18 protein-coding genes are annotated in these 20,224 nt (G+C 68.5%); 5 read left to right on the top strand and 13 right to left on the bottom strand.

The window, feature by feature from the left end; all coding sequences use genetic code 11:
- The 3 genes from ACIPR8_RS12995 to ACIPR8_RS12985 are packed head-to-tail and all read right to left on the bottom strand — an operon-like array spanning position 1 to position 2,348.
- A complete protein-coding gene (locus tag ACIPR8_RS12995; RefSeq protein WP_446541300.1) occupies positions 1 to 411 on the bottom strand; it encodes a lysozyme inhibitor LprI family protein in 411 nt (136 codons plus the stop codon).
- Positions 408 to 1,883, bottom strand: coding sequence for a Fe-S cluster assembly protein SufB (sufB, locus tag ACIPR8_RS12990; protein WP_132864707.1), 1,476 nt, complete (start codon positions 1,881 to 1,883; stop codon positions 408 to 410). The genes ACIPR8_RS12995 and sufB overlap by 4 nt, the downstream gene beginning before the upstream one ends.
- A gap of 18 nt (positions 1,884 to 1,901) precedes the next feature.
- Positions 1,902 to 2,348, bottom strand: a complete 447-nt coding sequence (locus ACIPR8_RS12985) for an SUF system Fe-S cluster assembly regulator (RefSeq protein ID WP_132864706.1) — start codon at positions 2,346 to 2,348, stop codon at positions 1,902 to 1,904.
- Positions 2,349 to 2,608: 260 nt separating this feature from the next.
- Here ACIPR8_RS12985 and ACIPR8_RS12980 point away from each other — a divergent pair, with 260 nt between their 5' ends.
- Positions 2,609 to 3,076, top strand: a complete 468-nt coding sequence (locus tag ACIPR8_RS12980) for an SET domain-containing protein (RefSeq protein ID WP_132864705.1) — start codon at positions 2,609 to 2,611, stop codon at positions 3,074 to 3,076.
- A 143-nt stretch (positions 3,077 to 3,219) separates the two neighbouring features.
- Here the strand turns inward: ACIPR8_RS12980 and ACIPR8_RS12975 are convergent, their stop codons facing one another.
- The 4 genes from ACIPR8_RS12975 to ACIPR8_RS12960 all read right to left on the bottom strand — a co-directional run bounded on the left by ACIPR8_RS12975 (position 3,220) and on the right by ACIPR8_RS12960 (position 5,388).
- Positions 3,220 to 3,804: a DUF1439 domain-containing protein gene (locus ACIPR8_RS12975; RefSeq protein ID WP_132864704.1), complete on the bottom strand. Its 585-nt coding sequence runs from the start codon at positions 3,802 to 3,804 to the stop codon at positions 3,220 to 3,222.
- 74 nt (positions 3,805 to 3,878) lie between these two features.
- Complete coding sequence (locus ACIPR8_RS12970) at positions 3,879 to 4,418, bottom strand: hypothetical protein (protein ID WP_446541299.1); 540 nt, start codon at positions 4,416 to 4,418, stop codon at positions 3,879 to 3,881.
- A 64-nt stretch (positions 4,419 to 4,482) separates the two neighbouring features.
- Positions 4,483 to 4,788 carry a DUF3861 family protein gene (locus ACIPR8_RS12965; protein WP_446541298.1) on the bottom strand — a complete coding sequence of 102 codons (306 nt, stop codon included), beginning with the start codon at positions 4,786 to 4,788 and terminating at the stop codon, positions 4,483 to 4,485.
- 201 nt (positions 4,789 to 4,989) lie between these two features.
- Positions 4,990 to 5,388: an HU family DNA-binding protein gene (locus ACIPR8_RS12960; protein ID WP_132864701.1), complete on the bottom strand. Its 399-nt coding sequence runs from the start codon at positions 5,386 to 5,388 to the stop codon at positions 4,990 to 4,992.
- A 301-nt stretch (positions 5,389 to 5,689) separates the two neighbouring features.
- Between ACIPR8_RS12960 and ACIPR8_RS12955 the strand changes: the two genes are divergently transcribed.
- From ACIPR8_RS12955 to ACIPR8_RS12945, 3 genes are all read left to right on the top strand, one after another.
- Complete coding sequence (locus ACIPR8_RS12955) at positions 5,690 to 6,124, top strand: OsmC family protein (protein ID WP_132864700.1); 435 nt, start codon at positions 5,690 to 5,692, stop codon at positions 6,122 to 6,124.
- Between the two features lie 142 nt (positions 6,125 to 6,266).
- Positions 6,267 to 6,920, top strand: a complete 654-nt coding sequence (locus ACIPR8_RS12950; protein ID WP_446541411.1) for a glycine zipper 2TM domain-containing protein — start codon at positions 6,267 to 6,269, stop codon at positions 6,918 to 6,920.
- A gap of 89 nt (positions 6,921 to 7,009) precedes the next feature.
- Positions 7,010 to 8,695: an amidohydrolase gene (locus ACIPR8_RS12945; protein WP_446541297.1), complete on the top strand. Its 1,686-nt coding sequence runs from the start codon at positions 7,010 to 7,012 to the stop codon at positions 8,693 to 8,695.
- 97 nt (positions 8,696 to 8,792) lie between these two features.
- Here the strand turns inward: ACIPR8_RS12945 and ACIPR8_RS12940 are convergent, their stop codons facing one another.
- Both ACIPR8_RS12940 and ACIPR8_RS12935 read right to left on the bottom strand, forming a co-directional pair.
- Complete coding sequence (locus ACIPR8_RS12940) at positions 8,793 to 10,451, bottom strand: fatty acid--CoA ligase (protein WP_446541296.1); 1,659 nt, start codon at positions 10,449 to 10,451, stop codon at positions 8,793 to 8,795.
- A 31-nt stretch (positions 10,452 to 10,482) separates the two neighbouring features.
- On the bottom strand, positions 10,483 to 12,321 hold the full coding sequence (locus tag ACIPR8_RS12935) for a 3-hydroxybutyrate oligomer hydrolase family protein (protein WP_446541295.1): 1,839 nt from the start codon (positions 12,319 to 12,321) through the stop codon (positions 10,483 to 10,485).
- A gap of 89 nt (positions 12,322 to 12,410) precedes the next feature.
- Between ACIPR8_RS12935 and ACIPR8_RS12930 the strand changes: the two genes are divergently transcribed.
- A complete protein-coding gene (locus ACIPR8_RS12930) occupies positions 12,411 to 13,112 on the top strand; it encodes a response regulator transcription factor (protein WP_446541294.1) in 702 nt (233 codons plus the stop codon).
- A gap of 11 nt (positions 13,113 to 13,123) precedes the next feature.
- On the opposite strand, the gene ACIPR8_RS12925 is transcribed toward ACIPR8_RS12930, so the two are convergent.
- The 4 genes from ACIPR8_RS12925 to ACIPR8_RS12910 all read right to left on the bottom strand — a co-directional run bounded on the left by ACIPR8_RS12925 (position 13,124) and on the right by ACIPR8_RS12910 (position 20,110).
- A complete protein-coding gene (locus ACIPR8_RS12925; RefSeq protein WP_446541293.1) occupies positions 13,124 to 16,465 on the bottom strand; it encodes a hybrid sensor histidine kinase/response regulator in 3,342 nt (1,113 codons plus the stop codon).
- 81 nt (positions 16,466 to 16,546) lie between these two features.
- Complete coding sequence (locus ACIPR8_RS12920) at positions 16,547 to 17,026, bottom strand: MaoC family dehydratase (protein ID WP_446541292.1); 480 nt, start codon at positions 17,024 to 17,026, stop codon at positions 16,547 to 16,549.
- Complete coding sequence (locus ACIPR8_RS12915; protein ID WP_446541291.1) at positions 17,023 to 17,901, bottom strand: alpha/beta fold hydrolase; 879 nt, start codon at positions 17,899 to 17,901, stop codon at positions 17,023 to 17,025. The genes ACIPR8_RS12920 and ACIPR8_RS12915 overlap by 4 nt, the downstream gene beginning before the upstream one ends.
- A 10-nt stretch (positions 17,902 to 17,911) precedes the next feature.
- On the bottom strand, positions 17,912 to 20,110 hold the full coding sequence (locus ACIPR8_RS12910; protein ID WP_446541290.1) for a TonB-dependent receptor: 2,199 nt from the start codon (positions 20,108 to 20,110) through the stop codon (positions 17,912 to 17,914).
- Positions 20,111 to 20,224: the final 114 nt, after the last annotated feature.

Here is a 20,224-nt window from a genome sequence, read left to right as displayed (position 1 = left end):
TCAGAGCTCGCCTTCGGCGCGATCAAGGAAGGTGGCGCGCAGCCACTGGGTGCGCTGCCGGGTGAGCTCGGCCTTGTTGGCCGAGTACAGCATCGGGTACATCGAGCCGTACATCACGCGCGGGTTCTCGTCCTTGCCCACCGGGTAGCGTGCGTCGATGTCGGCATCACGCAGCTGGATCCACAGGCGTTGGGCGCTGCGCAGCTTCTCGATGGCCACCGGCTGGCCCTGCAGCTTCTGCATCACCTGCCGGTACACGGCGTTGAGCTCGGCATCGCTGGCGTCGGCTTCACGCGCGGCGCATTCGTTGATATCCAGCTGGGTGCGGGCATCGTCGCAGGCGTTGCCCGGAGAGGCGGCCGAGGCCGCCACCGGCAGCAATGCCAGCAGGAGCAGGGGCAGGCGGCTCATCCGACCGAGCCTTCCAGCGACACTTCCAGCAGCTTCTTGGCTTCCACCGCGAATTCCATCGGCAGTTCCTTGAACACCTGCTTGCAGAAGCCGTCGACGATCATCGACACCGCGTTCTCCTGGTCGATGCCGCGCGCGCGGCAATAGAACAGCTGGTCATCGGAGATCTTGGAGGTGGTGGCCTCGTGCTCGACGGTGGCGCTGGGGTTCTTCACCTCGATGTAGGGGAAGGTGTGCGCGCCGCACTTCTTGCCGATCAGCAGCGAGTCGCACTGGGTGTAGTTGCGCGCGCCCTCGGCGTTGCGGTCCACCTTGACCAGGCCGCGGTAGGTGTTCTGGCCGCGCCCGGCGCTGATGCCCTTGGAGACGATCTTGCTCTTGGTGCGCTTGCCGACGTGGATCATCTTGGTACCGGTGTCGGCCTGCTGGCGGTGGTGGGTGAGCGCCACCGAGTGGAATTCGCCCACCGAGTCGTCGCCCAGCAGCACGCAGGACGGGTACTTCCAGGTGATGGCCGAGCCGGTTTCCACCTGGGTCCAGGTCACCTTGGAACGCGCGCCACGGCATTCGGCACGCTTGGTGACGAAGTTGTAGATGCCGCCCACGCCGTTCTCGTCGCCCGGGTACCAGTTCTGCACCGTGGAGTACTTGATCTCGGCGTCTTCCAGCGCCACCAGCTCGACCACCGCGGCATGCAGTTGGTTCTCGTCGCGCATCGGCGCGGTGCAGCCTTCCAGGTAGGACACGTAGGCCTTGTCCTCGCAGATGATCAGCGTGCGCTCGAACTGGCCGGTGTTGTTGGCGTTGATGCGGAAGTAGGTGCTCAGTTCCATCGGCGAGCGCACGCCCTTGGGCACGAACACGAAGCTGCCGTCGGAGAACACCGCCGAGTTGAGCGCGGCGAAATAGTTGTCGCCGACCGGCACCACCGAGCCCAGGTACTTCTGCACCAGCTCGGGATGCTCGCGGATGGCCTCGGAGATCGAGCAGAAGATCACGCCCTTCTCGGCCAGTTCCTTGCGGAAGGTGGTGCCGACGGAGACCGAGTCGAACACCGCATCGACGGCCACGCCGGCCAGCTTGGCGCGTTCGTGCAGCGGCACGCCCAGCTTGTCGTAGGTGTCCAGCAGTTCCTTGGGCACCTCGTCCAGCGACTTGTACTTCGGGCCCTTGGGCGCGGAGTAATAGCTCAGCGCCTGCAGGTCGATCGGGCCGATCTGCAGCTTGGCCCAGTCCGGCTGGCGCAGGGTGAGGAAGTGACGGTAGGCATCCAGGCGCCACTGGGTCATCCATTCCGGCTCTTCCTTCTTGGCCGAGAGGGCGCGGATGACGTCCTCGTTCAGGCCCGGCAGGAACGAATCGGATTCGATGTCCGTGACGAAACCGGCGTCGTACTTGCGACCCAGCTGTTCGTGGATTTCACGGTTCGGAGTGTCGGCGATGCCGACGTTTTCAATGGTCTCGGTGGCCATGGGGCTGCCTACGGTGGTTCAGGAGACGACGTCGGCGGTGATCCGTCGACGGTCGGCAAGCGGTAAGGGATGCAGCATCTGGGCCAGGGTGACGGCGCGCAGGGCGTCGCTGACGACATCGTTGATCAGCCGCCAGTTCGAGCGCACGCCGCACTGGCTGGCGATGCCGCAATGGCTCTGGCCCTGGCTGCATTCGGTGATCGCCAGCGGGCCTTCCATCGCCTCGACGACCTCGATCAGGGTGATTTCGCTGGCCGGGCGGGTCAGCCGGTAGCCGCCGCGCACGCCGCGCAGGCCTTCCACCAGCCCGGCCTGGGCCAGGGGCTTGAGCAGCTTGCTGACGGTGGGCGGTTCCAGACCGGCGGCCTCGGCCAGCTCGGTCGCGCTCAGCACTTCGTCCGGCCGTGCGGCGAGCACGGTCATGACGACGGTGGCGTAATCGGTGAGCTTGGTGACGCGGAGCATCTCGGCACGTGGGTTCAAAGCGGACCAAAATTGTACGCTTTGTCGCCGGTCGAGTCCAAGCGCCCTGTTCAGGCAGGGGCGGGGCAGGTGACGGCGGTGGCTGCCGTGGCCGGCGGCGGGTACCGGCACCGGGGCGTGATCGCCGGGCGGGGTCGTGTCCGCGGAGGGGCGCGATGGCCCGGCCCCGGTCCGGCGCGTACTTGGGTCATTGGCGCAGATGGGAGAGAATCTGCGCCTCTCATTCGTTTCCGGTCATTTACATGCCCAAGAAGATCCAGGCGCGCAAATCCAGCATTCATGGCAACGGCGTGTTCGCCGTGGCCGACATCAAGCAGGGCGAGCGCGTCATCGAGTACAAGGGCAAGCGCCGGACCCATGCCGAGGTGGATGCCGATGACACCGGCGACGTGGAGAGCGGGCATACCTTCCTGTTCACGCTGAACGAGGACTACGTCATCGACGCCAACCACAAGGGCAACGATGCGCGCTGGATCAACCACAGCTGCGACCCGAACTGCGAGGCGATGATCGAGGAAGCCGAGGGCGACGACCGCACCGCCGACAAGGTGTTCATCGAAGCCGTCCGCGACATCAAGCCGGGTGAGGAGCTGACCTACAACTACGGCATCACCTTGGCCGAGCGCCACACCGCGCGCCTGAAGAAGATCTGGGAATGCCGCTGCGGCTCGCCCAAGTGCACCGGCACGATGCTGCAGCCCAAGCGCTGACCCGCGCATCGATGGGGTGAATGAAGGGGCCGCCTGCGCGGCCCTTTCCCGTTGTGGCGTGGGCCGGGAGGGAATGCCGGCGGCGGGGCGCACAAACGCGGAAGGCCGCTTTCGCGGCCTTCCTGCCTGCATGCGGGAGGGGCTTACTTGCCCAGCAGGCCCTGCGGCACCAGGTTGCCCAGGCCCTGGTTGAAGGTCACCGCGATGCGGCCGTTCTCGATGCCGACCGACTGTACCTGCAAGGCGCCCATCACCCGCGCGATGGTCGGGTCGATCTTGTAGATCGGTTCGCGGCGGGCGTAATCGGCCAGCCAACTGTTGAGCAGGCTGCGGGTGCTGGAATCCAGTTCGCCACCGGCCATGGCCGGGTTGAAGCGGTCGACGGTCGGCTGGTCCAGGTGGAAGCCCTGCGTCTGCGCGTCGTAGCGCAGGCCGCTGCTGATCTGCACCTTGCCGACCGGCATCGAGGTGCCACCGGCGGCCATGGCCAGGGCGAAGCCCAGGTCCAGGCGGTTGCCCTGCGGCAGGGTCAGGTGCGGCTCGCTGACGGTCAGCGCCAGCAGGCCGCCGAGCGCCTTCTGCGTGCGCGGGAAGCTGCCGTCCAGATAGTCCTGCACGTCGCTGGCGCCCACGGTCAGCTGCCGTCCGTTGACCTGCGGCGCGGCGTGGGCGGTGGTGGCCAGGGCCATGCAGGCGACGGCGGACAGGAGCAGGTGGCGCAGGTTCATGGGGTCAACTCGTGAGGGGACGGTGATGGGTGAGCACGATACCCGCTGCAGGTGAATACCTGGTTAGCGGCTTTTTACTGCAATTCCACTTGTACGGACGCCGAGCTCAGTTCCCAGCCCGCGCCATCGATGGTGCGGCGGACCCGGTACCAGCCCTTGTAGCGCAGCGGTGCCCCGTCTTTGGTCATGCGCAGGTCGACGGGGATTTCCAGGGCGCGATGTGGCGTTTCGCGATCCAGTGGTACGGCGGCGCGGGTGAGGATGCGCAATGACCCGGCATCAACCAGCATGCTGCGCAGGGCGGCATCATCGGGCTGCGGTGCCGGCTGGCCACCGGCCCACATGCGGTCGGCATTGGCACGGTCGGTCATCAACAGCTCCAGGTAGCGGTGCACGGTCATCTCGGGGGTGGTCTGCTCGCCGCGCAAGGTGTCAGGGTCGGCCTGCCGCGCCGGGGCAGGTGCGGCGTCGGTGGCGGTGGTTGCGCGCGCGGTGGTGCCGGTGTCGGTCGCGGAGGTGGTCGGGGTGCTGCTGTCAGGATCATCGGTGGGCGTGCGCTGGCAGGAGCAGCCGGCCGTCAGCAGGACCAGGATCAACAGCGGAAAACCACGCATCGGCGCACCCTCTGCAAAAAGTGGTGGCCAGTCTACGTGCTGCCGTTCAGGGGCTGCCAGCCATTCAACCGGGTTGCTGCAGCTTTTCCAGCTTCAACAGCAGTTGGTCCAGTTCCGGCTGCAGGCTGTCCAGGGCGTTGCTGTGCCGGCCCGAAGCGGCCGACAAGCTGTGCAGCAGGCCGGTGGCGACCACCAGCGATGCGTCGTCGTTGGAAGGCAGGCGGCGTCGGCGCTGGGCCTGCTCGAACTGCTTCATCCAGCTGTAGGTGGTGCGCTGGTCGAACTCCAGCGTGCAGCGCCCGGTGCACTGCTGGCCATCGGTTTCGATGGGAGTGACGGTGATGCGATAGCGGTGCGCGTTGCTGGACATGATGGCGTGGGGGTAGGGGGATGGCCCCACCATAGGCCCGCGATCGGGGTGTTGCGAGGCGCCGGACCATGACGCTGTGTTCCAGTGTGCCCGGGTCCGGCGTGGATGGAACGCAGTGGTCCGCCTACGCGCCATGGGGCCCAAAAAAGAAACGGGACGGCTTTCGCCGTCCCGTCCGGTTCGCCACAAGGGGCGCGCTGATCAGAGCGCGGCGTCCTTGAGCTTCTTGAGCGGACGAACCTTCAGCTTGGTGGTGGCCGGCTTGGCGGCGAACCACTGCTCTTCCTTGGTGAACGGGTTGATGCCCTTGCGCTTCGGCTTGGCCGGAACGTTCACGGTGCTGATCTTCAGCAGGCCCGGCAGGGTGAAGGAGCCAGCGCCCTTCTTGTTGACCGAGGCGGCAACGGCGCCTTCCAGGGCGGCGAACACAGCGCGCACGTCCTTGGCAGCGACGGAGGTGGCTTCGGCGATGTGGGCAACCAGACCCGACTTGGTCAGAGCTTCCTTGATCGGCTTCACTGCGGCCGGCTTGGCGGCAGCCTTGGTGGCGACTTTCTTCACTGCCTTCTTCGGGGCAGCCTTTTTAGCGGTCTTTGCCATGATTTCCTGTTCCGTGAACGGTTGGTTGTTTGGTCGTGCCGACCCCGTCGGCAAGCGAAATGTAGGGCATGAATTGCATGCCGCCAATAGGCAATCGACAAAAAAGCCCATAAAAATTGCTTCTGGCCGGTTTGTGCATGCTTCCACATGCCAAAACACAGGGGAAAACAGCATCGACAGGGATACAGTGCGGCGTCACCCGGCATGTCCACGGCAGGCCAGGTGATCGGCGACGCACCGCACAATGCGCTAACGAACGCTGCCTTAGGCTGGGCTGCCAACCACCACGAGGAGTTCCACCATGGGTATTTCGCGTCATGCCACCGCGCACTGGGAAGGTGACCTCAAGACCGGCCAAGGCCGCCTGGCCACGCCGCAGAGCGGGCTGCTGGAAAACACGCGCTATGCCTTCAGCACGCGCTTTGGCGAGGAGAAGGGCACCAATCCGGAGGAGCTGATCGCCGCCGCGCACGCCGGCTGCTTCACCATGGCGCTGTCGGCCAAGCTCAGCGAGGCCGGCTTCCCGCCCACTTCGCTCGATACCCGTGCCGACGTCGACCTGTCGATGGAAGGCGGGCCGCAGTTCTCGCAGATCCGCCTGAAGGTCAAGGCGGTGGTGCCGGGGCTGGACGAGGTACGCTTCCGCGCGATTGCCGACGACGCCAAGCAGAACTGCCCGGTGTCCAAGGCGCTGAGCGCGGTGCCGATCAGTCTGGAAAGCGAGTTTTCCGCCTGATCCAGGCAGGGGCTGGCGGGCGGGGAAGGGCCCGCCGGTCCGGTTCAGGGACGTTTCACCCGGCGCGCCCGAGCATCGCGCCATCCAACCACGGGGGCCTGTTGCCATGTTTCGTTCGCTGCCTATCGCCGGTGTCCTGATCATGGCCGGCCTGTCCAGTTTTGCCGCGTCCGCACAGAACTACGACGACGGCCAGTACCGTCCCGACTACCGCGATGACGATGGCCGCTACCGCGACGGCGGCTATGCCGGCGACAACGGGCCGGCCTACGACTACGCGCGGGTGGTGCGCGTGGACCCGATCATCGTCAGTGGCAACGGCGGCCGCAACGAGCGCTGCTACCAGCGCAGCGATGGCAGCTACGTGAACGAGGATGGCTACCGCGACACCGGTCGCTACAACGGCAATGGCTATCGCAACGACGGTTACGACGACCGCGGCAATGACAATGGCCAGTACCGCCAGGGCAGCGAGGCCGGGCGCCAGATCGCCACGGTGATCGGTGGCCTGGCCGGCGCGATGATCGGTGGTGGCGACGGCCGCTACCTCGGCACCGCGGTGGGAACGATCGCCGGCGGCGCGGCCGGGCGCGCCATCTACGAAGCCAGCAACCGTGGCCCGGACTACCGCCGTGGCGACGTGCGCGTCTGCGAGCCCGGTGGCTATGGCAGCGAGAGCGAACGCGTGGACGGCTATGACGTGACCTACGAGTACGCCGGCCGCGAGTACCACACCCGCCGTGACTACCACCCGGGCGAGCGCATCCGGGTACGGGTGGACGTCAACGCCGACTGAGGCAAGCCTGCGGCGCACGCCGCAGGCCGCGGTTTGTCATGCCTGCGGGATGGCGGCATAGTCGCCGGGTCCCGTTCAGGAGTGATCGTATGCGCCGTGTCGCCTGTCTTGCCCTGTTGCTTCCCTGCCTGTCCCTGAGCCCGGCCCAGGCCGAGGTCAAGGTGCTGGTGGCCGACACCATCCGTACCGGAGACCCGGCGCAGCCGGTGGTGGGTGCGATGGCCTGGGATGCGCAGACTGGCCGCGTGCTCAGCGTGGGCACGCGCGAGGCGGTGCTGAAGCAGCATCCGCAGGCACCCCGCATCGACGCCGGCAAGGCCACGGTGGTGCCGGGGCTGATCGACGCACATGCGCACCTGGTCTACCTGGGCAACACGCTGGCGCAGGCCGACCTGTCCGGCGCGCGCACCCGCGGCGAGGTGGTGGAGCGGCTCAAGGCATTCGAGAAGACCTTGGCGCCGGGAGAGTGGCTGCAGGGCCGTGGCTGGGACCAGAACCGGTGGGACAACACCGACTTTCCCACCGTCGCCGACCTGGATGCCGCCTTCCCGGAACGGCCGGTCTACCTGGACCGCGTCGACGGCCACGCCGGCTGGGTCAACAGCGCCGCGCTGCGCATCGCCGAGAAGGCGGGCAAGCCGTTGGCCGGGGACTGGCAGCCGGACGGTGGACGGATCGTGCGCGACGCCGCCGGCACGCCGACCGGCGTGCTGGTCGATGCGGCGTCCAGCCTGGTCACCGCGCAGATCCCCGCGCTGGACGACGCCGCCCGCGAGAAGCGCCTGCTGGCCGCGTTGCAGGCGGCGGTGAGCAACGGCCTGACCGGCGTGCACGACATGGGCGTTTCGCGCGAGGACCTGGCGTTGATGAAGCGCCTGGCCGACGCCGGCAAGCTGCCGTTGCGCATCGATGCCTATGCCGACGGCAACCAGGCCGCGCTGGATGACCTGTGCCGTGACGGCCTGTACCAGCATCCGGGCGGTCGCCTGGAAATGCGCGGCGTGAAGCTGTTCATGGACGGTGCGCTGGGCAGCCGTGGTGCGGCCCTGCTCGCCGACTACAGCGATGACCCGCACAACCGCGGCCTGCTGGTGACTTCACCGGCCGATTTCGAGGTGGCTGTGCGCAAGGCCGAAGGTTGCAAGGTGCAGGTTGCCACGCATGCCATCGGCGATCGCGGCAACCGCATCGTGCTGGATACCTACGAGAAGGTGCTGGGTGCGCGCAAGGGCAGTGACCACCGCTGGCGCGTGGAGCATGCGCAGGTGGTGTCGCTGGAGGACATCCCGCGCTTCGCCCGATTGGGCGTGATCGCCTCGATGCAGCCTACGCATGCCACCTCGGACATGGGATGGGCCGCGCAGCGGGTCGGGCCGGAGCGCATCCTGGGTGCGTATGCCTGGCAGCGCTACCTGCACAGTGGGGCGCGGTTGGCATTGGGTTCGGATTTCCCGGTGGAGAACGTCGATCCGCGCCTGGGCCTGTACGCCGCGGTGACCCGCCAGGACCGCGACGGCCAGCCGCCGGGCGGTTGGCAGCCCGACCAGCGCCTGAGCGCGGAGGAAGCGGTGCGCGGCTTCACCAGCGATGCGGCCTGGGCCGGGCATGACGAAGCGCAGGTGGGCCGCCTGCAGGCGGGCCTGCGCGCCGACTTCGTGGTGTTCGACCGTGATCCGCTGACGGTGGATGCCGCGCAGCTGGATGACCTGAAGGTGTTGTCGACCTGGGTGGATGGCGAGCCGGTCTACACCGCCGAGGCCGCGCCGGCGGGTTGAGCCGGCGTCTGCCGGCAAGGTGCCAGCGGCCCACGCGCGCCGCTGGCACTGCCGCGGGAGGACAGGTCCGGTCCCGCGGTGAAGGGCGCGGCTTCCCTCAGGGGGATGCGGCGCCGCCGGGTTCGGCCGGCGCGTCATGCTGGTCGCGCAGCCGGCGCTTGTTGATCTTGCCCACACTGGTCCGCGCGATGGTGTCGACGAAGCGCACCCGCTCGGGGATGGCATAACGGGAGATGTCGCCGGCTTGGCTGCGCGCGGTGACCAGCGCGATGATCTCCTGCTCGGTCACGTCGCGGCCGGCATGCGTGACCACCAATGGCAGCGGCCGCTCGCCCCACTTGGGATCGGCGACGCCGATCACCGCGACCTCGGCGACCCCGGGGTGCATGGCGATGATGTCCTCCAGCGCGAGCGAGGAAATCCATTCGCCGCCGGTCTTGATGACGTCCTTGATGCGATCGGTCACGCGCAGGTAGCCGCCCGCGTCAATGTTGCCGATGTCGCCGGTGTGCAGGTAGCCGCCAGCCCACAAGGTGGCCGACGCGGCGGGATCGTGCAGGTAACCCTGGGTCAGCCATGGCGCACGCACCACGACTTCGCCGGTGGCCTGGCCGTCGTGGGCGACCTCGTGCATGTCCTCGTCGACGATGCGCAGGTCCACCAGCGGGATGGGGATGCCGGCCTTGGTGCGCAGCGCGACATCGGCCTCGCCGTCGGCCAGTGCGTCGCCGTCGAGCTGGGCGACGGTGAGCACCGGGCAGGTCTCGGACATGCCGTAACCACCGAAGATGTCGATGCCGCGCGCCAGCGCCTGCTGGGCCAGCACGCGTGGCAGTGCGGCGCCGCCGATGATGACCTTCCAGCCGCGCAGGTCGGTCTGCGCCGAGGCCGGGTCGTTCAGCAGCATGTGCAGGATGGTCGGCACGCAGTGCGAGAAGGTCACCTTCTCGCGGCCGATCAGCGCCAGCAGCCGCCCGGGCAGGTAGCGGCCCGGATAGACCTGCTTGATGCCCATCAGCGTGGCCACGTAGGGCAGGCCCCAGGCGTGGACATGGAACATCGGCGTGATCGGCATGTACACGTCGTCGCGGTGCAGGCGACCCTGCTGGTGCGCGCTGCCGAGCGTGGCCATCGCCGCCAGCGAATGCAGCACGAGCTGGCGATGGCTGAAGTAGACGCCCTTGGGCAGGCCGGTGGTGCCGGTCGTATAGAACGTGGTGGCGCGGGTGTTCTCGTCGAAATCCGGGAAGCGCGTGACCGGCGTGGCCTGTTGCAGGCCGGCCTCGTACTCCGCGGCGAAGCCATCGGGCAACGCGCCGCCTTCATCGTCGAGCAGGATGCGCGTGCGCAGCGCCGGCAACTGCCCGGCGATGCCGTCCAGCACCGGCAGGAACTCGCGGTTGGCCAGGATCACGCTGGCCCCGCTGTGCTTGAGCGTGTAGGCGATCTGTTCCGGGGCCAGGCGGATGTTCACCATCATCAGCACCGCGCCCATCATCGGCACGGCGAAGTAGCTTTCCAGGTAGCGGTGGCTGTCCCAGTCCATCACCGCGACGGTATCGCCGGGCTTCACGCCCAGCGATTGCAGCAGGCCGGCGAGCTGGCCGATGCGTGCCTGCAGCGTGCGGTAGTCATGGCGCACGTCGCCGTAGACGATCTCCTGCCCGGGCCGGGTTGCCAGCGGCGTATGCAGCAGTTGCTTGATCAGCAGCGGGTAGGCGTAGGGACCGGAGTCGGGCGGCGTGGTGGAGGGCATCGGCGATTCCTGGGGGCAAGGCAACGGGGTGTCAGCGACGGGAGGCCGCCGGGAGCGACAACTGTGCGGGCTGCAGCGGTGCTTCCGCGCGCGGGGTGGGGGTGATCAGTGCATCCTGGGGCAGGGGCTGCGCCGGGTTTTCGAGGTGGTTCCAGACCTGGTCCATGGCCGCGAACAGGTAGGGCAGCAGCGGTACATAGCGCTTGCGGTAATCCGGGAACGCCAGCAGCGAGTCGAAATGCTGCGCGTTGGCTACCCGCCAATAGGCGATCCGTGCGCCCGCCGCACGCGCCTGCGGCACGTAGCGGTCGCTGGTCAGGCTGATCGGCACCAGTCCGTCGTCGATGCCATGGATGACGACGATCGGCAGGCCCGGGCGGGGCGGGTTGGCGGCCGCACGGGCAATGCCGGCGCGCACGCGCTCGGCACCTGCACCATCGTGGGTCCAGAGCGAGCGCAGGCAGGACAGGCCAGGCAGGGGATCCGCTGCGGGCAGCGCGTGATCGTCGTACAGCAGCATCACGCCGTTGCCTGGCGGGATGCCGCTGGCATCGCTCCACCAGGCTGCACGGACCTCGGGTGTCGCGATGCCGGGCCTGCCATCCGGGCCAGCGGCGGCGAAGGTGTACCCGCAGGGGTGATTGCCTGCGGCATAGCCACCATAGGCTGACGCATAGGTGGCGGCGATCGCTTGCCACAGATCAAATCCGGTCGAGAACGCGGCTGCGCGCAGGGCGGGTTCACTCAGGCCTGCATTTGCCAACTGTTGCCATGCCGACCGCGCCTGGGCTTCGGTGTCCGCGCCTTGCACCTGTCCAATGGATGCCAGCACCGCGCAGCGCTGGATTCCGGCCGGTCGTGTCTGGGCCTGCGCGGGTGGCTGCGGCAGGTCATCGATGGCCAGCAATGCGCAAGGCATCAGCAGCGCGGCCTGGGTCACGAAATCGTAGAGCGGAGGGGCGCCTGCGACCGATACGTTGGGCTCACCGGCCACCATCGCATCAAACCAATCGCCTTCAATTTCGGCGGCGCGCAGCACCGCACCGCCGCCGTTGGATACCCCGACGCCCAACGTGCGTGTGTTGGCCGAGGTGAAGGGTGCCGACTGCGGATAGGCACGGTCCAGCGCCTGCAATCCGAACTGCACGGCCTGCACGAGGTGCAGGCCCCAGTCGGCTTCCGGGTTGTCGCCCGAATGTGCGTGCTTGAACGCGACCCCATGCGCAGCGCTTCCCTTCGCGGGGACGAATGCCAACGCGCCATCGGCAGCCGGGGTGCCATCGGCCTGGAAGCCAATGCCTGCGTCCAGATCGTAGTAATCGCTGCCGGCGCCCTTGTCCGTATAGGCCACCGCGCAACCGTGGGCCAGTCCCCAACTGCCGGCCACGGAAATCGCGCCGTAGATCCCGCGCGAACCGGAAGACGCCGTCGCGACCAGGCAGCGGCGTGCGGGGTCGAAGGTGTCCGGTATCTGCACCAGCACGCGGTGCGGCTGGCGGGCACCAGGGATGCGGCCGTAGGCGGAGAACTCGCGCCCCGGTGCGGGCTGGAACGTGCCGTAGATTTCACCGAAGCCGCCACCCGGGGTCAGGTCGGCGATGCCCCGCCAGCTGCTCCAGATCGCACGGCGCCGCGCTTGCTCTGCGGTGGGCGCGGTGGGCTTGGCGAATGCCGGCGGCGCGCTGGCGCGCAGGCCTTCAAGACCGAGCCCGGCTGTCATCAGGTCATCGCTGCCGCGATGGGATGTCTCGCGCCATTGCTCGAACACCGGGGCGGCAGCGGGGGCAGTGGCGGCGTTCGCGACGGGGATGCAGCCATGCAGGATCGGCAGCACGGCGCAAAGCAGGGAAGCACGGCAGGGAATGTTCATCGCTCCACACTATCAATCCGGTCCGGGGATACCAGCGTACCTAGGTCCCCGTGCTCAGCTGCAATGGGATTTGCTAACCTCGGCCCGAGATGCCAACCCTGCTCATCGCCGATGACCACCCCCTGTTCAGAGCCGCGCTGCATCGCGCGGCCGATGAAGCGGTGGTCGACCTGCAGATCAGCGAGGCCGATTCACTGGACGGGGTACTGGAGGCCATCGAGGGCCAGTCGATCGACCTGATGCTGCTCGACCTGCACATGCCGGGCAACCACGGCCTGGCCGGGCTGGCGACGATCCGCGCGCTGCAGCCGGGGCTGGCGATCATCATCGTCTCGGCCAACGAGGAACCGCATGTGATCCGGCGTGCCATCGACCTGGGGGCGGCCGGTTACCTGCCCAAGAGTTCGGGGCTGGCGGACCTGCAGCAGGCGCTGCTGACCGTGCTTGAAGGCGAGCGCTGGATACCGGCGATGCTGCGCGATACCGTCGCGCGGGTGGCGCCGTTCAGCCGCGATGCCGACCTGGCCGCGCGGCTGTCCAGCCTGTCGGCGCACCAGTACCGGGTGTTGAGCCTGGTCGCCGAAGGCCTGCTCAACAAGCAGATCGCCGACCGCCTGGGGGTGCAGCTGCGAACGGTGAAGGCACACATGACGCGCATCATGGGCCGGCTGGGCGTGCGCAACCGTGCGCAGGCGATCCGCGTCCTGCATGAGCTCGGCCTGGCCGATCCCTCCCGGCAGATCGAGGGCGCGGACGCGCGGGTGCAGCGCGAGGTCGCCGAAGAGGCCTGAGCCGGCACCGGTCAGCCGTGGCCCCCCGTGGCGCCGGCGTCCTCGCCGGTGGCACGCGCGGCCAGCAGGTGGTTGATCGCCCAGCGCAGCGCCAGCGGCTTGAAAGGCTTGTTCAACAGTGACAAGCCAGCCTCACGCACCGCCTCGCGGGTGTCACTGCCGGTGTCCGCGCTGAGGATCACGGTCGCGCGCGGGCCGTGCGCGGTGGCCAGACGCGCGTACAGGGCAATGCCGGTGTCGCCGTCATCGAGGTGGTAGTCGAACAGCCACAGCCCGGCTTCGCGCGCCGCGGTGCCCACGTTGGCGCCATCGGCCAGCGCGGTGACCTCGCAGCCCCAGGCCAGCAGCATCTGCCGCATCGCCGCCAGCGCATCGGGGTCGTTGTCCACCACCAGCACGCGGGTGCCCTTGATGGTGCTGGTGGCCGCGGGCGCGTCGTTGCGCGGCGCACGCGCCGGGTAGGCACGCGGCACCGTGATGGCGAAGGCCGAGCCGCGGCCGAGCGCGCTGTGCAGCGACAACGGTGCATGCAGCAGGGCGGCGATGCGTTGCGCGATGGTCAGGCCCAGGCCCAAACCCTGCCCGTTGCTGCGGTCGCCGCGCTGGAACTCCTCGAACACCACGCCCTGCTGGTCGGCGGCGATGCCCGGGCCGCTGTCGTGCACGCCGACCACCAGCGCCTCGCCGCGCCGGCGGACACCAAGCAGCACGCCGCCGCTGCGTGTGTAACGGATGGCGTTGGCCAGGAAGTTCTGCAGCACGCGGCGCAGCAGCAGCGGGTCGCTGTGCACCCAGGCGCGGCTGGGCACGTAGCGGAACTGCAGGCCGCGTGCGGCGGCCAGCACCGAGAATTCCTGCGCGAGCGGGTCGAGCACGTTGGACAGCGCGAACGGGCGCGGGTCGGCGACCAGCCCGCCGGCTTCCAGCCGCGAGATGTCGAGCAGGCCCGAGAGCAGGTCGTCGGTGGAGTCCAGCGCGCCGCGGATCTGGCGCAGGAAGCTGTCCAGGAATTCGGACTCCAGGTGCTGCGACATGGCGTCGGTCAGCAGTTGGGCGGCATGCAGCGGCTGGATCAGGTCGTGGCCGACCGCGGTCAGGAAGCGCGTCTTGGCCACGTTGGCGCGCTCGGCCTCGTGTACGGCCTGTTCCAGGCGCGCGGTGCGGTCCTGCACGCGGCGCTCCAGGGTCTCGTTGCTGCGCTTGAGCGCATCCTCGGCGCGGCGGAACGCGGTGACGTCGGTGAAGGTGGCGACGTAACCGCCGCCAGGCATCGGGTTGCCGCGGATCTCGACGATGGTGTCATCGGGGAAAATGCGCTCGGACAGGTGCGGCGTGCCGCGCCGCATATGCGCCACGCGCCGGTTCAGCGCCTTGGCCGGGGTATCGGCGCCGCCCTGGCCGATCTTCAGCTGTCCCATTGCCCACTCGGTGAGATGGGCGACCGGCTGGCCCACCTGCAGCAGCTCGGGCGGGAACTTGAACAACGCGGCATAGCGGCTGTTCCAGGCCACCAGCTGCAGCTGCGCGTCGACCACGCTGATGCCCTGGCTCATGTTCTCCAGCGCGGCTTCGAGCAGGCGCTGGTTGAAGCGCAGTACCTGGGTGGCTTCGCCGACCGCGCGGGTGACCGCCTCCAGTGGCGCGGCGCCGCCATCGCGCGCGGCCTCGACCAGCAACCGCGCCATCCCGGCACCGACCACGGCGGTGAGCTCACGCTCGATGGCGGTGACGCGCTGGTCGTCCAGCATCTGCCCGGCATGCCCGGCCATCAGCTGCCGCGTGCGTTCCTGGCCGAGGAAGCGCCCGGCGGTCTTGCGCATGGAGGCGGCGGCAACGCCTTCGCGTTGCTGCGGCAACGACGGGCGCACCGCGCGCGCCATCACCGCGACGGTGATCAGGTTGACCAGCAGGCTGACGCCCATGCTGATCGCGATGTGGCCCGGCTGCACGCGCAGCGGGAAGAACACGACCCAGTGCAGCCCTGCCGAGGCGGCCGGCGGCGAGACGATCATCGGCAGCAGCACCAGCCACAGCCATACCAGCGAGCCGGTCACGATGCCGGCGATGATGGCCGGCGAGGACTTGCGCGGGCGGTACACCGCCAGCAGCACCGCCGGCGCCAGCTGCGCCAGCGCGGTGAAGGACATCAGGCCGAAATCACTGAGCGCTTCGGTGTCGCTCATCGCCCGGCTGTACAGCCAGGACATCAGGAACACGGCCAGGATGCCGGCGCGCCGGAACGCGATCACGCGCGGGCGCAGGTCGGCGCCGGTGTCGCCATGCATGCCGCCGAGCAGGCGCGAGCCGAAGCCGTGGTTGCCGAGCATGATCGACAGGGTCAGGCCGGACAGGATCATCATGCCGGTGGCCGCGCTCAGGCTGCCCAGGTAGGCGAGCAGGGCCAGGAGATGGTGGCCGGCGGCCTGCGGCAGCATCAGCACGTAGACGTCCGGCGATACCGATTGCCCGAGCTGGGCCGCGCCGGACAGCGCCATCGGCACCGACGGCAGCCCGATCAGCAGCAGGTAGAGCGGGAACAGCCAACGCGCGGTCCTCAGGTCGGAGGTCTGGCGCAGTTCGACCACGCCGACGTGGAACTGATGGGGCAGGGTGAAGGCCGCCATCGCGCCGAGCGCGACCATGGTGAGGAAGTCCGGGACCACTGCGGGCGGCGGCAGCTGCGTCATGCGTGCGAGCAAGGGGCTGTCGGCCTGTACCGACAGGGCCGCATACAGGCCGATGGCCAGCAGTGCGGCCAGCTTGAGCAGCGACTCCAGCCCCAGCGCCACCACGATGCCGCGGTTGTGCTCGGTGGCCGACGCCTTGCGCGCGCCGAACAGCAGGGTGAACGCCGCCATCGTCAGCGCGAACCAGAACGACACGTCCGGCGGCGCGCCGCCGCTGGCCAACTGGTCGCCGAGCAGTGCGCCCAGGCCCTGGCTGATCGCCTTCAGCTGCAAGGCGATGTAGGGAATGATGCCGATCAGCGCGACCAGGGTGATGGTCATGCCCAATCCTTGGTCGGTGCGCAGCCGTGCCACCACCAGGTCGGCGATGGTGGCGCTGTTGTGCTGCTTGGCCAGCCGGCTCAGCCGCGCCAGGAACGGCATGCCGAAGGCGAAGATCAACGCCATGCCGATCAGCGTCGGCGGGATCGCGAAGCCCCATTGCGCGCCCTGCGAGGCGGCGCCGTAGTAGGTCCAGGCGGTGCAGTGCACCGCCAGCGACAGCGCATAGATCACCGGCCAGGCACGTGCCAGGCGATGGCCCTGGCGTTCGCCCCACAGCGCGACGCCGAACAGCAGCACGGTCCAGGCAAGGCAGGCCAACAGGACGATGGAGGGCGTCAACATCGCTCCAGTGTAGGGATCCGGCCAGCCGCCCGGCAGGTGCCGGTCGACACGGTGGCGCGGTCGCGGCGAGGGCGTGGCGGGCTAGGGGTCGATGAGGACCAGGGCGAGCTGTTCGGCCACCAGCGCCACGTCGCCGGTCGGCTGCAGTTCCACCGTCTTGTGCTGGGTCAGCAGCCATTGCCCGGGCTGGCGGCATTGCAGCGACAGCAGCCGCGAACGCACGCGCACGTCCGCGCCGCTGGGCACCGGGGCCAGGAAGCGCACCTTGTTCAAGCCGTAGTTGAGCACCCGGGTGATGCCGGGGATCGCGGCCAGCGCGGCCACGTCGTCCTGGACGGTGAGCGAGAGCAGCAGGAAACCATGGGCGATGGTCTGCCCGCCGGGCAGCTCGGCCTGCGCCCGAGCCGGATCGACATGGATCCAGTTGTGGTCGCCGGTGGCATCGGCGAACGCATCGATGCGGGATTGCCCCACCTGCACGCCCGTCCCCAACCGCTCGGCTTCGGCCCAACGCTGCAGTGCCGCCACTGCCGGCGGCAGGTGGTCGTCGATGGTGCTCATGCCACGCGCTCCAGCAAGGCGAGGATGGCCTGGAGCGCTTCCGGCTCGGACAGGGTCGGGGCGTGACCGACCTCGGGCACTTCGACCAGGCGGGCGTTCGCCGAGGTGGCGGCCATCTGCCGTGCCACGTCGGGCGGAAGGATGTCCGAAAGCGCGCCACGCACGATCAGGGTCGGTGCCTGGCCGGTGAGCGTGCGGACCGCGCGCCACAGCAGCGGCCGCAGCAACCACAACACCCAGGGCCGGGTGGTGCGGATGACGGCCGGGTCGTAGTCGAGTTCCAGCAGCCCGTCGTCGCGCTGGCGGAACATGCGCGTGGCCATGTCACGCCAGTCGTCGGCGCCGAAGCGCGGGAACGATGCCTTGCCGATCGACTCGGCGTAGGCGGCGGCCTGCGCCAGGTCCATCGGCGGCAGGTGCTTGCCGGCGTACTTGCCGATCCGTGCCAGCGCCTGGCGTGGCACCTTCGGCCCGGCATCGTTGAGCACGGCGGCGGCGATCAGCCCGGGGGCGCGCGTGGCCAGGGTGATGGTGACCAGCACGCCCAGCGAAGTGCCGATGAACACGCTCCTGTCGATGCCCTGCGCGCGCAGCAGCGCGACCAGGTCATCGGCGTAGGTGCGGGGGTTGTAGCTGGACGGGTCGGGTGCGCGCGCCGAGCCGGCGCGGCCGCGCAGGTCGACCGCCAGCACGCGCCAGCCGCGCGCGGACAGCATCGTGGCCAGCGCGTCGAAGTCGGCGCCGTTGCGGGTCAGCCCGGGAATGCACACCACCGTGCCGCGGGGGGATGTCCCCGCGGCCGGCCGGTGGTCACGTGCATGCAGGCGCAGGCCGTCGCTGCTGTTCCAGTACAGGTCATCGTAAGACCGGGTCATGCAGGGGTTCCTAGAAGTCGTAGCGGACGCTGAGGCTGTACTGGCGCGGCGGACCGTAGAAGCCGATCAGCGTGCCCACCGCCGGGATGTTGTAACCGGTGGTGCGGTACTCCTTGTCGGCAAGATTGGTGCCTTGCAGGGAGAACGTCCAGGCATCGTTGAGCTTCCAGATCACGCCGGCATTGACCAGGCCGTAGCCATCCTGCCGGATCACCGGACTCAGGTCGGTGGTCGGCCAGACCTCGCTCTGGTAGCTGTAGCCCACCCGCGCGGACAGGTTGCCGCCATTGGCCAGGCCGGTGCGGTACTCCACGTTCACCGCGCCGGAGAACTCGGGTGCATTGGTGAACTTCATCTGGTCGGCGACGTTGACGCCACGGTCCATGTACTCGTCGTACCTGGTGTCCAGCCAGGCCAGGTTGCCGGTGATCAGCCAGTTCTGGGTCGGCAGGTACTGATACTCGACCTCCAGGCCGTTGACCGTGCCCTTGCCGGCGTTGGTGAAGTCGCCGAAGAAGGCATCGTTCACGCCATCGCCGTTGGTGTCGATGCCGGTGAACACCGACAGCTGGATGTCCTTGTACTTGTTGTGGAAGGCCGACAGGTTCAGGAACAGGCGCTGGTCGAGGAAGGCCATCTTGCTGCCGATCTCGTAGCTGTCCACGGTCTCGTCGTCGAACGGTTCGGCCGAGCGCGGCACCGCCACGGCATTGGCGCGGATGTTGTAGCCGCCGGACTTGAAGCCACGCGTGGCCAGGCCGTAGACCATGATGTCCGGGGTGATCTGGTAGTCCAGCGACACCTTCGGCGAGACGTTCTTGAAGTTGGTGGTCTTGTCGAAGTCGGCGGCCACCGCGATCGGCCGGGTGAAGGTGGCATCGGCGTAGAAGCGGTTGAGCACGATCGCGCGCTTGTCCTCGTCGGTGTAGCGGGCGCCGACGTCGAGCTTGAGCCTGCTGGTCAGGTCGAACGTCCAGTCCGCATACAGCGCGACGCTGTCGGTGAGTACCTTGCCGCGGGTGTCGCCGAACTGCAGGTTGAAGAAGTTGTTGCGGATCTGGCCACCGGCCTCGCCGCTGAACTGGTACAGGCCGACCACGCCGCGCACGCGCCCGCCGCCATCGTAGTTGGCCTGCAGTTCGTTGCTGACCTGGTTGTCCTCGTAGAAGCCGCCGACATCGGCCAGCTTGACCGGGGTGGTGTCGAAGTCGATGTTGGAGTGCGAGTCGGACTCGCGCTTGGCGACCACGTACTTGAGCGCCCAGTCTTCGTTGGGCCGCCAGTTCACCGTCGCCGAGGCTCCCTTGGTTTCCACGCTGTTGACGTTGGGCATGCCCGAACGGATGTCGTAGCGGTCGTCCATCGGCGGGTAGGCCGGGGAGAACGGGTTGCGCGCGAGCATCTTCGAGCCGCGCATGCCGGACTGGTCGTCGATCCAGTCCAGCGCGAACTGCACGTCGAAATCGTCGCCGGCGTAGGCGCCCAGGTTCAGGCGCGCGGCGTTGACCTGCTTGTCGCTGACCGGTTGGCCGTTGTAGGTATTCTCGCCGAAGCCGTCACGGTTCATGCTGGCCACCGCGATGCGGCCACGCAGGCCGCTGTCCGGCCCGCCCAGCGGGCCACCGATGGCGGCCTTGGCATCGCGCTGGTTGTAGTTGCCCACGGTGACCTGGGCAAAGCCCTCGGTGGTGGTCGGCAGGCCACGCGAAACGTACTTGATCGCACCGCCGATGGTGTTCTTGCCGTACAGCGTGCCCTGCGGGCCACGCAGCACCTCGATGCGCGAAACGTCGAATACGTCCAGCAGCGCGCCCTGCGGGCGGGCGATGTAGACGTCATCCAGATAGATGCCCACGCCCGGGTCGGCGCCCCAGGTGGGGTCGGACTGGCCGACGCCGCGGATGTAGGCGGTGACCGTGCTGCTGGCGCCGCGCGCGGCGTAGATGGTCAGGTTGGGCACCTGGGCGTCGAGGTCGCCGATGTCCTGCACGTTCAACTTGTCCAGCGCCTCGGAGGTGAACGCAGTCACCGCCACCGGCACTTCCTGCAGGGTTTCCTCGCGCTTGCGCGCGGTCACCATGATGGTGTCCAGGTTGGTGGCCGAAGCGCCCCTGTCCGCCGCCGGCGCGGCCTGCGGCGCCTCCTGTGCCAGTGCCGGCCCGGAGGCCAGCAGCGCGCCGATCATCAGGCTCAAACAGTTCCGCTTCATTCGGTCCTCCCCAGGCAGGTGCGTTGTGGATGGCCCATTGCCACCCGTGGAGCCTAGGCTAGCGGCGTACCCCCCGGCCCAGCGAGTGGACCTAGGTCCAGTCGGCAGCGGCGG

The organism is Stenotrophomonas sp. LARHCG68 (assembly GCF_052871705.1).
The sequence above is the reverse complement of the archived record's forward strand: the minus strand, read 5'-3'. Positions and strand labels throughout refer to the sequence as shown.

Coding starts and splice junctions, on each gene's coding strand:
- ACIPR8_RS12995 (WP_446541300.1), bottom strand. CDS start 411: ATGAGCCGCCTGCCCCTGCTCCTGCTGGCATTGCTGCCGGTGGCGGCC.
- sufB (WP_132864707.1), bottom strand. CDS start 1,883: ATGGCCACCGAGACCATTGAAAACGTCGGCATCGCCGACACTCCGAAC.
- ACIPR8_RS12985 (WP_132864706.1), bottom strand. CDS start 2,348: ATGCTCCGCGTCACCAAGCTCACCGATTACGCCACCGTCGTCATGACC.
- ACIPR8_RS12980 (WP_132864705.1), top strand. CDS start 2,609: ATGCCCAAGAAGATCCAGGCGCGCAAATCCAGCATTCATGGCAACGGC.
- ACIPR8_RS12975 (WP_132864704.1), bottom strand. CDS start 3,804: ATGAACCTGCGCCACCTGCTCCTGTCCGCCGTCGCCTGCATGGCCCTG.
- ACIPR8_RS12970 (WP_446541299.1), bottom strand. CDS start 4,418: ATGCGTGGTTTTCCGCTGTTGATCCTGGTCCTGCTGACGGCCGGCTGC.
- ACIPR8_RS12965 (WP_446541298.1), bottom strand. CDS start 4,788: ATGTCCAGCAACGCGCACCGCTATCGCATCACCGTCACTCCCATCGAA.
- ACIPR8_RS12960 (WP_132864701.1), bottom strand. CDS start 5,388: ATGGCAAAGACCGCTAAAAAGGCTGCCCCGAAGAAGGCAGTGAAGAAA.
- ACIPR8_RS12955 (WP_132864700.1), top strand. CDS start 5,690: ATGGGTATTTCGCGTCATGCCACCGCGCACTGGGAAGGTGACCTCAAG.
- ACIPR8_RS12950 (WP_446541411.1), top strand. CDS start 6,267: ATGGCCGGCCTGTCCAGTTTTGCCGCGTCCGCACAGAACTACGACGAC.
- ACIPR8_RS12945 (WP_446541297.1), top strand. CDS start 7,010: ATGCGCCGTGTCGCCTGTCTTGCCCTGTTGCTTCCCTGCCTGTCCCTG.
- ACIPR8_RS12940 (WP_446541296.1), bottom strand. CDS start 10,451: ATGCCCTCCACCACGCCGCCCGACTCCGGTCCCTACGCCTACCCGCTG.
- ACIPR8_RS12935 (WP_446541295.1), bottom strand. CDS start 12,321: ATGAACATTCCCTGCCGTGCTTCCCTGCTTTGCGCCGTGCTGCCGATC.
- ACIPR8_RS12930 (WP_446541294.1), top strand. CDS start 12,411: ATGCCAACCCTGCTCATCGCCGATGACCACCCCCTGTTCAGAGCCGCG.
- ACIPR8_RS12925 (WP_446541293.1), bottom strand. CDS start 16,465: ATGTTGACGCCCTCCATCGTCCTGTTGGCCTGCCTTGCCTGGACCGTG.
- ACIPR8_RS12920 (WP_446541292.1), bottom strand. CDS start 17,026: ATGAGCACCATCGACGACCACCTGCCGCCGGCAGTGGCGGCACTGCAG.
- ACIPR8_RS12915 (WP_446541291.1), bottom strand. CDS start 17,901: ATGACCCGGTCTTACGATGACCTGTACTGGAACAGCAGCGACGGCCTG.
- ACIPR8_RS12910 (WP_446541290.1), bottom strand. CDS start 20,110: ATGAAGCGGAACTGTTTGAGCCTGATGATCGGCGCGCTGCTGGCCTCC.